The sequence below is a fragment of the Pseudonocardia sp. McavD-2-B genome, from assembly GCF_024124365.1.
In the GTDB taxonomy this organism is placed as follows: domain Bacteria; phylum Actinomycetota; class Actinomycetes; order Mycobacteriales; family Pseudonocardiaceae; genus Pseudonocardia; species Pseudonocardia alni.
Window position 1 is genome coordinate 1 of record NZ_JAMXSG010000168.1, and the last position, 12460, is coordinate 12460.

Annotated in this window: 15 protein-coding genes and 2 tRNA genes; 6 read left to right on the forward strand and 11 right to left on the reverse strand. The window is 75.0% G+C overall.

Annotated features, from left to right (window positions below; translation table 11 throughout):
• Together NH602_RS20160 and deoC are read right to left on the reverse strand one after the other, a co-directional pair.
• Positions 1–924: hypothetical protein (locus tag NH602_RS20160; protein WP_253068614.1), on the reverse strand; the 924-nt coding region annotated here is incomplete at its 3' end.
• Positions 925–1005: 81 nt separating this feature from the next.
• Positions 1006–1728, reverse strand: a complete 723-nt coding sequence (deoC, locus tag NH602_RS20165; RefSeq protein ID WP_161151802.1) for a deoxyribose-phosphate aldolase — start codon at positions 1726–1728, stop codon at positions 1006–1008.
• 169 nt (positions 1729–1897) lie between these two features.
• Here deoC and NH602_RS20170 point away from each other — a divergent pair, with 169 nt between their 5' ends.
• Complete coding sequence (locus NH602_RS20170) at positions 1898–2362, forward strand: STAS domain-containing protein (protein WP_179761479.1); 465 nt, start codon at positions 1898–1900, stop codon at positions 2360–2362.
• On the opposite strand, the gene NH602_RS20175 is transcribed toward NH602_RS20170, so the two are convergent.
• Positions 2338–3786: an NAD(P)/FAD-dependent oxidoreductase gene (locus NH602_RS20175; protein WP_179761480.1), complete on the reverse strand. Its 1449-nt coding sequence runs from the start codon at positions 3784–3786 to the stop codon at positions 2338–2340. The genes NH602_RS20170 and NH602_RS20175 overlap by 25 nt on opposite strands.
• Positions 3787–3936: 150 nt before the next feature.
• Here NH602_RS20175 and NH602_RS20180 point away from each other — a divergent pair, with 150 nt between their 5' ends.
• Together NH602_RS20180 and NH602_RS20185 are read left to right on the forward strand one after the other, a co-directional pair.
• Entirely contained in the window at positions 3937–4125 is a 189-nt protein-coding gene (locus tag NH602_RS20180; RefSeq protein WP_374210224.1) for a hypothetical protein, read from the forward strand.
• Between the two features lie 61 nt (positions 4126–4186).
• On the forward strand, positions 4187–4381 hold the full coding sequence (locus NH602_RS20185; RefSeq protein WP_253068615.1) for a hypothetical protein: 195 nt from the start codon (positions 4187–4189) through the stop codon (positions 4379–4381).
• A gap of 4 nt (positions 4382–4385) precedes the next feature.
• Here NH602_RS20185 and NH602_RS20190 read toward each other — a convergent pair whose 3' ends face one another.
• The 3 genes from NH602_RS20190 to NH602_RS20200 form a co-directional block, all read right to left on the reverse strand.
• On the reverse strand, positions 4386–6092 hold the full coding sequence (locus NH602_RS20190; protein WP_253068616.1) for a SpoIIE family protein phosphatase: 1707 nt from the start codon (positions 6090–6092) through the stop codon (positions 4386–4388).
• Positions 6093–6176: 84 nt separating this feature from the next.
• Positions 6177–7343: an RNA polymerase sigma factor gene (locus NH602_RS20195; protein ID WP_253068617.1), complete on the reverse strand. Its 1167-nt coding sequence runs from the start codon at positions 7341–7343 to the stop codon at positions 6177–6179.
• On the reverse strand, positions 7340–7747 hold the full coding sequence (locus NH602_RS20200) for a YciI family protein (RefSeq protein WP_179761484.1): 408 nt from the start codon (positions 7745–7747) through the stop codon (positions 7340–7342). Before NH602_RS20200 ends, NH602_RS20195 begins: the two co-directional genes overlap by 4 nt.
• Positions 7748–7869: 122 nt before the next feature.
• Between NH602_RS20200 and NH602_RS20205 the strand changes: the two genes are divergently transcribed.
• Positions 7870–8298, forward strand: coding sequence for an SRPBCC family protein (locus tag NH602_RS20205; RefSeq protein ID WP_100879109.1), 429 nt, complete (start codon positions 7870–7872; stop codon positions 8296–8298).
• A gap of 18 nt (positions 8299–8316) precedes the next feature.
• On the opposite strand, the gene NH602_RS20210 is transcribed toward NH602_RS20205, so the two are convergent.
• A complete protein-coding gene (locus NH602_RS20210; protein WP_161151799.1) occupies positions 8317–9201 on the reverse strand; it encodes a helix-turn-helix transcriptional regulator in 885 nt (294 codons plus the stop codon).
• A gap of 184 nt (positions 9202–9385) precedes the next feature.
• Between NH602_RS20210 and NH602_RS20215 the strand changes: the two genes are divergently transcribed.
• Positions 9386–10099, forward strand: coding sequence for a DUF3159 domain-containing protein (locus NH602_RS20215; protein ID WP_253068618.1), 714 nt, complete (start codon positions 9386–9388; stop codon positions 10097–10099).
• 42 nt (positions 10100–10141) lie between these two features.
• The gene (locus NH602_RS20220) at positions 10142–11134 is read left to right on the forward strand and encodes an SDR family oxidoreductase (protein WP_253068619.1); all 993 of its coding nucleotides are present in this window, start codon (positions 10142–10144) and stop codon (positions 11132–11134) included.
• A 302-nt stretch (positions 11135–11436) separates the two neighbouring features.
• Here NH602_RS20220 and NH602_RS20225 read toward each other — a convergent pair.
• The 4 genes from NH602_RS20225 to NH602_RS20240 form a co-directional block, all read right to left on the reverse strand.
• Positions 11437–11512, reverse strand: a tRNA-Ala gene (locus NH602_RS20225).
• Positions 11513–11548: 36 nt separating this feature from the next.
• Positions 11549–11659, reverse strand: coding sequence for a DLW-39 family protein (locus NH602_RS20230; RefSeq protein ID WP_208820446.1), 111 nt, complete (start codon positions 11657–11659; stop codon positions 11549–11551).
• A 40-nt stretch (positions 11660–11699) separates the two neighbouring features.
• Positions 11700–11773 (reverse strand) — tRNA-Ile (locus NH602_RS20235).
• 95 nt (positions 11774–11868) lie between these two features.
• Positions 11869–12460, reverse strand: a 592-nt coding sequence (locus tag NH602_RS20240) for a DUF3566 domain-containing protein (RefSeq protein ID WP_253068620.1), incomplete at its 5' end; no start/stop codon positions are given.

The following is a 12460-nucleotide window of genomic DNA, read 5'->3' on the forward strand; positions in this document are numbered from 1 at the left end:
CTCCCGCAGCGACTCCACGGCGCCGGCCAGCTCCGACAACGGCCCCACGGCGGTGCTGAGCTCGCGCAGCGGCTCGACGGCCGTGCCCAGCTCGCGCAGCGGCTCGAGCGCCGTGCCCAGCTCGGTCAGCGGAACGACGGCGGTGGCGAGCTCCCGCAGCGCCTCGACAGCGCCGGCGAGTTCCGACAACGGACCGACGGCCGCGGCCAGCTCCCGCAGCGCCTGGACGGCCCCCGCCAGGTCCTGCAGCGACGCCACCGCCCCGCTCAGCTCCCGCAGCGGCCCGACCGCGGCGGCGAGCTCGTGCAGGTCGCCCCGCACCGCGGCCAGCTCCCGCAGGTCCTCCCGCATCCCCGCCAGCTCGTGCAGGTCCCCGCGCACCGCAGCCAGCTCGTGCAGGTCCCCGCGCACCGCAGCCAGCTCGTGCAGGTCCCCGCGCACCGCAGCCAGCTCGTGCAGGTCCTCCCGGACCCCGGCCAGCTCGTGCAAGTCGTCGCGCACGCCGGCCAGGTGGTGCAGGTCCTCGCGCAACCCGGCGAGCTGGTGCAGGTCGTCGCGGGCACCGGCCAGCTCGCGCAGTGGTCCGGCGGCCCCGGCCAGCTCGACCACGGCCGCGGTCAGACGGTCGATCCGGTCGACGGTCACCGGGTCGTCCCACAGCGTCACGACCCGGCCGAGCACGTCGTCGAGCACCGGGGCGAGGCCGGTCAGGGCGGCGTCGACACCGGCGATGCGCCGCGGCAGCGCGGCGACGTCGGCCGCGACCGACGGCATCGCCTCGACCGCGCGCGGGGCCTCGGCCAGCCAGCCGGGCAGCCGGCGGCCGATCTCCACGGCCGCGCCGACCGTGCCGAGGGCGGCGCCGATCAGGGTCCCGGTGACGCCCGCGGGCGACCAGGAGCTCGGGAGGGGCTGCTTCGCCATCGGTCTCCTCCGGGGCTCACGGGAACGTGCTCGGGTCAGCTTCGCAGATCCGGCGGCCCGGTGTACCGCTCGGTAGCCCCCTCAGTACGACGCGTCGTCCACCCGGGCCGCGGCGTCGGCTCCGGCGTCGCGGGCCGCGGCGTCGTCGAGAATCGTGGCCGTACCGCTGGTGCCGAAGCGGGTGACGCCCGCGGCGTGGAAGGCCAGCACGGTGTCGAGGTCCCGGACCCCGCCGGAGGCCTTGACCTGCACCTGCGGTCCGACGGTGGCGCGCATGAGCGCGAGGTGCTCGGGCGTGGCACCGCCGCCGGCGAAGCCGGTGGAGGTCTTCACGAACGCCGCGCCCGCCGACTCGGCGACCCGGCAGCCGGCGACCACCTCGTCGTCGGACAGCAGCGCGGTCTCCAGGATCACCTTCACGACGCGGCCGTCGGCGGCCCCGACGACGGCGGCGATGTCGGCCTCGACGTCGTCGGTCAGGCCGCTCCGCAGCCGGCCGACGTTCAGCACCATGTCCAGCTCGGCGGCACCGTCGGCGATCGCCTGCCGCGCCTCGGCGACCTTGGCCGCGGTGCTGGTCGTGCCGTGCGGGAAACCGATCACGGTGCCGACGGCGACGCCGGTCCCCGCGAGCCGGGCGGCAGCGTGCGCGACGTCGGACGGGCGTACGCACACGCTGAAGATGCGGTAGCGGGCGGCGAGGTCGAGCTGGGCGTCGACCTCGGTGCGGGTCAGCTCGGGTTTGAGGATCGCGTGGTCGATCATCCCGGCGATCGCGGCGGCGGAGAGGGTCGTAGCGCTCACGGTGGTCCTTCGGGTCCCGGCGGGAGGATCGCCCCCGCGGGTGGTCGGCGGTCGGGTGCGAAGGCTACGCGCCCGGGGCGCCGCCGATCAGCACATGCGGTGACGGCCACCCGCTGCAATGCTGCTCGGACGTACCGGAGATCCCGGTGGCCGAAGGGGGTTCCCGACCATGGCGGACGACGACCGCTCCGTGCCGGATGTCGCGCAGGCCGCCGCTCCCGGGCCGACGCTGCGCTTCGAGCAGTCCAGCCACCCGGCGGGCGCCACCGTGCTGCACGCGATCGGCTCCATCGACGACGACACCTCCCCCGACCTGTGGGTCGAGATGGGCATCTGGTCCGAGGCGGGTCCCGAACTCATCCTCGACCTGACCGGCGTGGACTTCCTGGGGACGGCGGGGCTGAACTCACTGCTCCAGTCGCGCGACATGCTGGGCGCCGAGGGCAAACGACTCCGGGTGTACTGCGGGTCGAGCCGTCCCGCCCGACGCGCACTCCAGGTGACCGGCGCGATGGACCTGTTCGACGTCGTCGACCGGATCCCCGAGGAACCGGCCTCGTCGCGGAACATGCTGTTCGGCGTACCGGACCCGGACGTCCGCCTGGACGGTCAGCGCCGCTCGAACGACGGGTAGCCCGCGGCGGCCTCGTCGTCGCAGGCGCGTAGTACGCCCGCGACCCCGCCGGGCACCGCGTAGGGCGCGACCGGCTCCGCCGCGCACGACAGCGCCTCGATCGTCGACAGGCCGTCGGCGTCGAGGGCGCCGATCGCCCGGTCGACCCACTCGACCTGCCCCTGCAGACAGGCCGCGTCGTTGCCGTACCCGAGGGTCGGCGCCAGCGGCGCGAACAGGTTCGGGAAGCCGGGGTGCGCCATCCCGAACAGGCCCGGCCCGGTGCCGAGCAGCCGCCCGTCGCGGCCGACGACGTCGATCCCGGCCCGGGTCGCGCCCGTGTCGAACCCGGTGGCCAGCACGATCGCGTCCAGCCCGACGACGGTCCCGTCGGCCAGCCCGATCCCCTCCGGCCGGATCCGCGTGAGCGGGTTCCGGGCGACGGGGAGCACCTCGACGTCGTCGCGGTGGAAGCTCTCCAGCCAGCCCTGGTCGGTCGCGACGGGGCGCAGACCGTAGTCGTCGCCCTCCGGGACCAGCGCCGCCGCGAGGTGGTCGTCGCCCAGCCGCGCCCGCATCCGGTCCCGGACGACGGCGGCCGCCGCGGCCCGCAGTGCCGGGTCGGACGCGAGCCCGGCGAGCCGGGCCGGGTGCAGCGCCAGCGGGTCCTCGTCGTGGACCGTCCCCAGACTGTGGAGTCCTCTGTGGACAGACGGGTGTCCGGTGCCGGACGGTGTGGACCGGACCGCCTCGCGCATCGCGGGCAACCGGTCGCGGTAGGCCGCGCGCTCCGGCCAGCCGAACATCGGGTTGGCCGCAGGCAGCACGAAACGCGGGGTCCGGGCCAGGACGGTGAGCCGGCCGACCCGCCCGGCCAGGGCCGGGACCAGCTGGACCGCGCTCGGCCCGCAGCCCACGACGCCGACCCGCAGCCCGTCGAGCTCGGGTCCCCTGGCCGGCCACGCTCCGGTGTGGACGACCGGCCCGGTGAAGTCCGACCGGCCGGGGACGGCGTCGGTGCGGGGTGCGGTGAACGACCCCGTGCAGCGGACCACGAACCGCGCAGACAGCTCGTCGTCGCCGGCGCGGACCCGCCAGCGACCGCCGTCCCAGCGGGCGGCGGTGACCGGTGTGGACAGTCGCAGGTCGCGGTGCAGGTCGAGCCGGTCGGCGACGAACCGCAGCCAGCGCAGCACCTCGTAGCCGGCCGGGAAGCGCTCGCTCCAGCCCCAGTCGCGGTACAGCTCGTCGGAGAACAGGTACTGGTAGGCCGCGCCCTCGGTGTCGATGCGGGCACCCGGGAAACGCTGGTGGTGCCACACCCCGCCGGGCTCGGGCGCGGCGTCGACACAGGTCACGCGCAGACCGCGCCGGCGCAACAGGTGCAGCGCGTACAGACCCGCGACCCCGGCACCGACGACCACGACGTCGTGCTCGTCCTCCACCGGCCCAGCGTGGCCGACCCGGGACGTCGCCGGGCCGACCTGTCTCAGATCGACACGCGGCGCCCGGTGGGCGAGGCTGGGTCCGTGGTGTCCGGCGGGATGCGGTAGCGGCGGTGGAGGCGGTCCTCCTCGGGGGTCGGCGGTCTCGTACTGCTGCTCGTCGGCGCCGAGCTGCTCGTCCGGTCCGGCAGCAGGCTCGCCACCCGGCTGGGCCTGTCCCCGATGGTCATCGGGCTGACGGTCGTCTCGGTCGGCACGAGCCTGCCCGAGCTCGCGATCGGCATCGACGCGGCACGCTCGGGCAACCCGGGCATCGCCACCGGCGACATCGTCGGCTAGGCAGCCGATCTGACCTGGTTGGTCCTCACCCGGGTGTGAGCGGGTGTCGCACACTGGGCGCATGACAGCATCCGACGCCGCATGGTCCTGGCCCGACGCGACGACCGCGGCGCACGACCTCGCCGCGCACCTGGAGGACGCCGCCCGTGCCCTGCGCGACGGTCGCGCGGAGGTCCGCCGGTCCGCGACCGGTACCGCCTCCGACGGTCACCGGCAGCTGGAGGTCGACCTGACCTGGCGCGAGGACGCGTCCTAGGGGGTCAGCGCGCGGCGAGCTCGGCCCACACCCGCTTGCCGCGGCCCCGGGTGTCACAGCCCCAGGCCTGCGTGACGGCCTCGACGAGCTGCAGGCCGCGCCCACGCGCCGCCCGCAGGTCGAGCGGCTGGAGCAGCGGGCTGCCCGCACCCTCGTCGTCGACCTCGATCCGCAGGGCGTCCCGGCCCCGGACCAGGGTCAGGCGGAACGCGGTACGGGCGTGGTCGACGACGTTCGCGACGAGCTCCTCGATGACCAGCATCGCATCGGCGAGGGTGCCGGGGGCGAGGTCCCAGCCGACGAGGACGCGTTCCGCGGAACGCCGCGTCTCCCGGCCGACCCCGGCGTGCGGGACGTGCTCGGTGACGACCCGGTCGACGTCGCCGGTGCCGGGCTCCTCGACCTGCACGACGACCACCCCGGCGTCGTCGCTGAGGCGACCGTCGCAGTGCGCGAGGGCGGCGTCGGTGAGGGCGCGCGCGATCGTGTCGGCGTCGGCGCCCGGGTCGAGCGAGGCCAGCGTGCGCCGGGCGCCCTCCTCCCCCAGCTGCTCCCAGTGCCCGCGCACGTGCGCCTCGGTGATGCCGTCGGTGTAGAGCACCAGGCTGTCGCCCGCAGCGAGGGTGACGACCTCGTCGGCCACCATCGGGGCGGTGCCGATGCCGAGGACCAGCCCGCCGCCGCCGTGGAACTCCGCGGTGCCGTCGGCCCGTCGCACGAGGACGGGCGGGTGACCGGCCGAGGCGAGGTCGGCGTGCCAGGTGTCGGAGGGGCCGCGGCGCAGCGACGCGAGCGCGGCGGTGACGAAGCTGATGCGGCCGTCGAACCAGACGTGCAGGACGTCGTTGACGGTGCGGAGCACGGCGGCCGGGTCGTTGTCGACGTGCGCGGCGGTGCGGGTGGCCGAGCGGGCCAGCGCGGTCGTCCGGGCGGCGCCGGCACCCTTGCCTTGGACGTCGCCGATCACCACGGCGACGCCGTCCGGGGTGGGGACGGCGTCGTAGAAGTCGCCCATGACCTCCACTCCGGAGCCGCCGGGCAGGAAGCGGGCCGCGATGTCGACCCCGGGCAGCCGCGGGGGCTGCGCCGGCAGCAGCGACTCCTGCAGCGTCCGGGCCAGCGTCTCGATCTCGGCGGCGTCGCGGGCGGCGGCGAACGCCTGCCGCTCGGTCTCGCGCAGGGCCAGACGCAGAGCGATCTCGCCCTCGACGGCGTCGGCCAGGGTGCGGATCGTCTCGCGGTGCAGCGGGGTCCACTCACGGACGACCACGTCCATCGCGCAGAGGTTGCCCACGACCTGGCCCGCGGGGTCGCGCACCGGCACGCCGAGCCAGGCGGCCGCACCGAAGTCGGTCATCAGCGAGAGGTCGCGCAGCCGTGGGTCGGCCTGCACGTCGCCGGCGCAGATCTCCCCGCCCGACTCGACGACGACCTTGCACCCGCTGTCCTCGACGGGCGCCGACCAGACGCCGTCCGGTCCGACGATCTGCGCGGGCTCGGGCGTGCCTTTAAGGAAGGTCCGGACCGCATCGACGACGGTCAGCATGACCGCCGGGGTGCCGAGGACCACCGAGACCAGCCGGGTCAGGCGGTTGAACGCCTCGTCCGGCCCGGTGTCCAGCAGCTGGGTGGCCTCGACGGCGGCCAGCCGTGCCGGCGACTCCAGCGGCGACGGTGCCGCGACCGCAACGGGATCCGACACCAGGCTCATTCGCGTGATCCTCGCACCGCTGCGCGCCGGCGTCCTGTCGGTGTGCCGCGGAGGCCGGGTGATCGTCAATTGTGACGATGCGGTTCAGCCCGCTGATCCGATGTGGAGACGGGCGGCACACCGGGTCAGGTGGTCCCGTTCGGCCGCGGAGGACGCCAGTGCCGCGGCCTCGACGTAGAGACGCGCGGCCGTGGCCCGCTCCCCCGCTCGTTCGTGCAGGTGGGCGCTGACCGCGGTCCAGCGGGGCAGCGCCGGGTCGAGATCGGCGAGAGCCGCCAGCCCGGCCCGTGGCCCGTCGGCCTCCCCGACGGCGACGGCCCGGTTCAGCCGGGCGACCGGGCTGCCGGTGAGCCGGATCAGCTCGTCGTACCACTCAACGATCTGGGGCCAGTCGGTCTCCCCGGCGGCCGGCGCGTCGGCGTGCAGGGCGGCGACGGCCGCCTGGGCCTGGAACTCCCCCAGCCGGTCGCGAGCCAGCGCGGCCTGCAGCAGCGCCACCCCCTCGGTGATCAGCGCGGTGTCCCAGCGGCCGCGGTCCTGCTCGGCCAGCGGCACCAGCTCGCCGGCCGGTCCGGTGCGGGCGGCGCGGCGGGCGTGGTGCAGCAGCATCAGCGCGAGCAGGCCCGCGACCTCGGGATGGTCGACCGACGCCGCGAGGCGCCGGGTCAGCCGGATCGCCTCGGCGGCGAGGTCGACGTCGCCGGAGTAGCCCTCGTTGAACACCAGGTAGAGCACCCGCAGGACGGTCGCGACGTCGCCGGGGCGGTCGAACCGCTCCCCCGCGACGGTGCGCTTGGCACGGCTGATCCGCTGCGCCATCGTCGCCTCGGGCACCAGGTAGGCCGCGGCGATCTGCCGGGTGGTGAGCCCGCCGACCGCGCGCAGGGTGAGCGCGACCGCCGACGACGACGACAGCGACGGGTGCGCGCACAGGAAGTACAGCTCGAGCGCGTCGTCGTGGTCCGGCGCCGGGCCGGGCGCCGGCTCGGCCTCGGCCCGTTCCTCCCGGCCACGACGCGCGGTCTCCGACCGGGTGGCGTCGAGGAAGCGGCGCCAGGCCACCGTCACGAGCCAGCCCTTCGGGTCCCGCGGCGGGTCCGCGGGCCAGGTCCGCAGGGCCTCGACGAGCGCGTCCTGCACGGCGTCCTCGGCCGCCGCGAAGCCCGCACCGCGACGGCCGAGGATCCCCAGTACCTCCGGGACGAGGCCACGCAGCAGCGCGGCGTCGGCGCCGGCCACCTCGCTGCTCACTCGGTGACGGTCGGCGGGGCCTCGAGGAACGGGCGCAGCTCGATCCACTCGTGGACCGGCTCCCCACCGGCGCCGGGGGCCGCCGACAGCCCACCGGTCAGCTCGACGGCCCGCTCGTAGCTGTCGACGTCGATGATCATCCAGCCGGCGACGAGGTCCTTGGTCTCCGCGAACGGACCGTCGGTGACCGGCGGGCGGCCCTCGCCGTCGTAGCGGACGAAGGTGCCCTCCGGCGCCAGCGCCTGGGCGTCGACGAACTCGCCGGTCTCCTTCAGGGACTCGGCGAAGTCCTGCATGAAGCGGATGTGCGCGGTGACCTCCTCGGGAGCCCAGCGGTCCATCGGGACGTCGTTCTTCGGGGCCGGGGCGCCGCGGTAGTGCTTGAGCAGCAGGTACTTGGCCATGGTGGGTCTCCTCGGTGCTCGTCGCGGCCCATCCTGGCCGCGTTCACCCCGGGGACGGAACCGGACGCGCGTTCTCGACATGTCCGCTCGATTTCTCTTCTACCCGTCAGTAAGGTCCGCACATGATCAGAGCGACGTCCGTCCGCACCGTGTCCGCGACACCCGAGACGGTGTGGTCGGTGCTGTCCGACCACGAGGGCATGTCGGCGTGGGCGCCGGGCCTGAAGGTGGCCGTGACGCGGGCCGGGACGCCGGAGCCCAACGGTGTCGGCACCGTCCGCAAGGTCGGCATCGGCTCGCCCGGTCCGATCGTCGAGGAGGTCACCGCGTTCGAGCCGGGGCGACGCCTCGGGTACCGCGCGCTGGCCGGTGTGCCGCTGAAGAACTACCGCGGCGAGGTCACGCTGCGTCCGGTCGGCACCGGCACCGAGATCACCTACGCGGTCGAGGCCGACAAGCGGCTGCCGGCGGGCGAGACGCTGCTCGCGAAGGGGCTGTCGAAGGTGCTGCTGTCCGGCCTGGTCCGCGGGGTCGGCGCCGGTCCGCGCTGACCGGCCCTCCTTCTCGGGTCAGGTCTCGTCCGGCCGCGGGCCTGCCGGCTCGCCGTGCCGGTACCAGGCGGCGGACGGTGCCCCGATGACCGAGAGCAGCTGCAGCTTCTCGTGGGTCTCGCTGCCCGGGACGGCGGTGTAGACCAGCAGCAGGTGGGACTGATCGGGGTCGAGCAGCGTCTGGCAGTGCAGCTCCAGTGCGCCGACCTCGGGGTGGAGGAGGCGTTTGACGTCGTCGGTCCGGACGCCGACCTCGTGGGAGTCCCACAGCGCGCGGAACTCCTCGTTCTCCGGGTACAGGAGGTCGGCGAGGTGGGCCGCGCGGGATCCCGGCCCACGCCGGGCCGCGACCGCCCGCAGGCCGGAGACGTAGCGCCGCGACAGGAACGCGTGGTCCTCCTGCGGGTAGAGCAGACGGGCGCCGGGGTCGGTGAACCAGCGGTAGCCGATGCTCCGCGACGGGCCGGTGAACCCGGTGGTGTCGCCGGTCAACGCCACCCCCAGTGAGGTCTGGCGCAGCGTCTCCCCGAGCTCGGTGACGATCTCGGCAGGCGTGTCGACGAGACGGTCGAGGATGCGCAGCAGGCCGGGACCGATGTGCTCGCTGGTCGCGCCCCGGGCGGGCGGATGCTGCCCGGCGAGGCGGAACAGGTGGTCGCGCTCGTCGAGCGAGAGGTGCAGCCCCTGGGCGATCGCGGCGATCATCTGCTCCGACGGCCGCGGGCCACGCTCCCGTTCCAGGCGCGCGTAGTAGTCGGTCGACATGTGGCACAGCGCCGCGGCCTCCTCGCGGCGCAGCCCGCTGGTACGACGGCGCGGCCCCCGCGGCAGCCCCACGTCCTCCGGTTGCAGTACCTCACGGCGCCGCCGCAGGAACTGGGCCAGGCCCACCCGGTCGATCATCCGTACCGCCTCTCGGTCGCCTCCGTCCGTTCCTACCGGGACACACGGCGCGGAGCCACGGACCGTCGATCCGCCCCACCCGGTCGGGGCCGCACGGTCCAGGGGCGGATCGGGAGGCCGTGGTTGCGGGCAGACGGAAGGGTGAACGTGGTCGGCACACCGCCACCGACCCGAGGAGCCCACCGTGCCGAACGATCTCTTCCCGCTCGACCCGACCTCCACCGTGCCGCCGGGCCGCCCGGAGGAGCACCGCACCGGCGAGCCGACCCGGGCCGAGGGTGCCGCCACGCTCTCCGCGGCGATGCGGACCAGCCTGGACCGCTCCGGCGGCGCCGTGGGGATCCTCCTCGCCGCCGCGCCCGCCGTCGCCTTCGTGGCGGCCGACGCGGCGGGCGGGCTGACCTGGGCGTTCATCGCGCTCGCCGTCGCCGCGCCGGTGACGTTCGGGGTGCGCCTGGCCCGCCGGGAGTCGCTGCGGGCCGCCGTCGTCGGTCTGGCGGTGGCCGGCGTGTGCGCCGCCGTCGCCGCGTTCTCCGGCGAGGCCCGGGCGTTCTTCCTGCTCCCCACCCTGATCCCGGCCGCACTCGGCGTGCTGTTCCTCGGCTCGGTCCTCGTCCGCCGCCCGGTGACCGGGACCCTGTTCAACCGGCTGGTCGGCGGCCCCGAGGACTGGCGTGGGCACCCCCGGCTGATCCGCGTCTACACCGTCAGCACGCTGGCCGGCGTCGTGCTCCACGCGCTCAACCTCACCCTGCGCGCCGTGGCCTACCTCGCGGACCGGCCCGCCGTCCTGGCCGCGCTCGGCGTCGCCGCCGTACCGGCCTTCGCCGCACTCGCCGCGGGCACCCTCGTCGCCGCCCGCCGGGCGACCGGCCCCCGCGTCGCCACCGCCGCCTGACGACCGCCCGGCCTCGAACACCGCACCCACCAGGGAGACATCATGTCCCGCACCCGCGACATCACCATCGGCGACCTCACCGGCCGGCTCGCCGTCGTCACCGGCGCCAGCGACGGCATCGGGCTCGGTATCGCCACCCGGCTCGCCGCCGCAGGAGCCGAGATCGTGCTGCCCGTCCGCAACCGGCGCAAGGGCGAGGCGGCGGCCGACGCGATCCGCACCCGCGCCCCCGGCGCGACCGTGTCCCTGCGCGAGCTCGACCTGTCGTCGCTGGGCTCCGTCGCCGCGCTCGGCGTCATGCTGCGGGGCGAGGGCCGCCCGATCCACATCCTGGTCAACAACGCCGGCGTCATGACCCCGCCCCGGCGGGCGACGACCGTCGACGGCTTCGAGCTGCAGTTCGGCACCAACCACCTCGGTCACGTGGCCCTCGTCGCGCACCTGCTCCCGCTGCTGCGCGCCGGCCGGGCACGGGTGACCTCCCAGCTCAGCGTCGCCGCGCGCCGCGGCCGGATCGTCTGGGACGACCTCCAGGCGCAGGTCGGCTACGGCAACGGTATGGCCGCCTACGCCCGGTCGAAGATCGCGTTCGGGCTGTTCGCCCTCGAGCTCGACCGCCGCAGCCGCGCCGGGCGCTGGGGCATCACCAGCAACGTGTCCCACCCCGGGATCGCCCCGACCAGCCTGCTCGCCGCGCGTGCCGAGGTCGGTCGCGAGCAGCCCGCGCGGGGACGACGGGTGATCGGCACGCTCTCGGCCCGCGGCATCCTCGTCGGGACCGCGCAGAGCGCCGGGCTGCCCGCGCTGTACGCCGCGACCTCCCCGGACGCACACGGTGGGCGGTTCTACGGGCCCGACGGGTTCGGGGGTCTGGGTGGTGCGCCCACCGAGCTGGGCCTCTACCGGCCCCTGCGCAGCACCGACGACGCCGAGCGCATCTGGCGCGTCTCGCAGGAGCTCACCCGGGTCTCGTTCGACACCACGGACGCCGCAGCGACCGAGGACACGGTCGTCCTGCACCGCGACGCCCGGTGAGCGCGACGGGTCTGGCCCCGGCGGCGGGCCGGTGAAGTACCGCCATCCCGGGTGACGGGTGGGGCGGGTCGGCTCGCGGAGTCGGTCGCCCATCCGCACCACGGCCCGCAGCCACCGGCACGGGGGCGGCCCGCGGAGCGTCGTGTTCCACGTGGAACAGCAGGGCACCCGGGAGAACGGAAGGTGGTGGGTGATCGCCCGCCGGAACACCGCCGAGGCTCCGTCACAGTGGTGACACGAGCCGTCCGGCGGGTCGCCCGACCACCGGCACCGACGGAATGTGCGGAGAAGTGCGTGTCAGCTGGTGGAGACAAGGGGAATCGAACCCCTAACCCCCGCCTTGCAAAGGCGGTGCTCTGCCAATTGAGCTATGTCCCCTGGTGGGTCCCGATCACGGTACCCCGGGAGGCGGGGTCAGCGGGTGGTGGCCTCGTGCCACAGGTCGTCGGAGCCGACGCCGCGGAAGCGGGACCAGCCGAAGTACGCAGCGCCGGCGGCGACGGCCAGCACGAACAGCTTCTTCATCGCAGGTCTCCTCGCGAGTGACTGTCGGAGGGGGAAGGTGTGGGCCTAGCTGGATTTGAACCAGCGACCTCATCGTTATCAGCGATGCGCTCTAACCAACTGAGCTATAGGCCCGTGCAACAGGGGAAACACTACCGCACGGGGTCGAGCGGGTTACGAGGGGGTCCCCCTCCGCCCGACCCCGTGCGGGGTGCGTGACGACGCTCCGGTCAGTCCCGCTCGGAGAGCGTGACCTCGATGCCGCCGACCAGGTCGGCGGCCACGTTGTAGACGAACGCGACCACGGTGATGGCCACCGCGAACAGCAGGCTGTTCACCGCGCCGACGACGGCGGCGAGCCCGAAGACCCGGCCGACGCTGATCAGCGAGCCCCCGGTCTCCTGCTGCGAGGTGACCAGGTCGGCGTAGGTGCCGTTGAGCCGGTCCCAGACGCCCATCCCGCCGAGCACGCCGTAGAGGACGCCCGCGGCGACCATCCACACCAGCCACAGCACGACGGCCAGCGCCAGGGCCATCTTCAGCACCGACCACGGGTCGAGCCGCTTGAGCTGCAGCAGCGCCTGGCGCGGGGGCCGGTTGCGGACCGACGCGCGCGGCGTGTCCGCCGGGGCCGTGCCGTTCTCGCGCTGCTCCGGGTCGCGGACGGCGGTCGTCGCGCCGGACGCACCTGCGCCGGGGGCGGTCATGAACGCGGTCGGGGCCTCGCTCAGCAGCGAGTCCGCGACCGAGCCGCCGTCGCGGTCGTCATGGGTGTCGGGCACCCGGCGCCACGGGGGCGGCGAGGCCCCGGCCGGGTCGGCC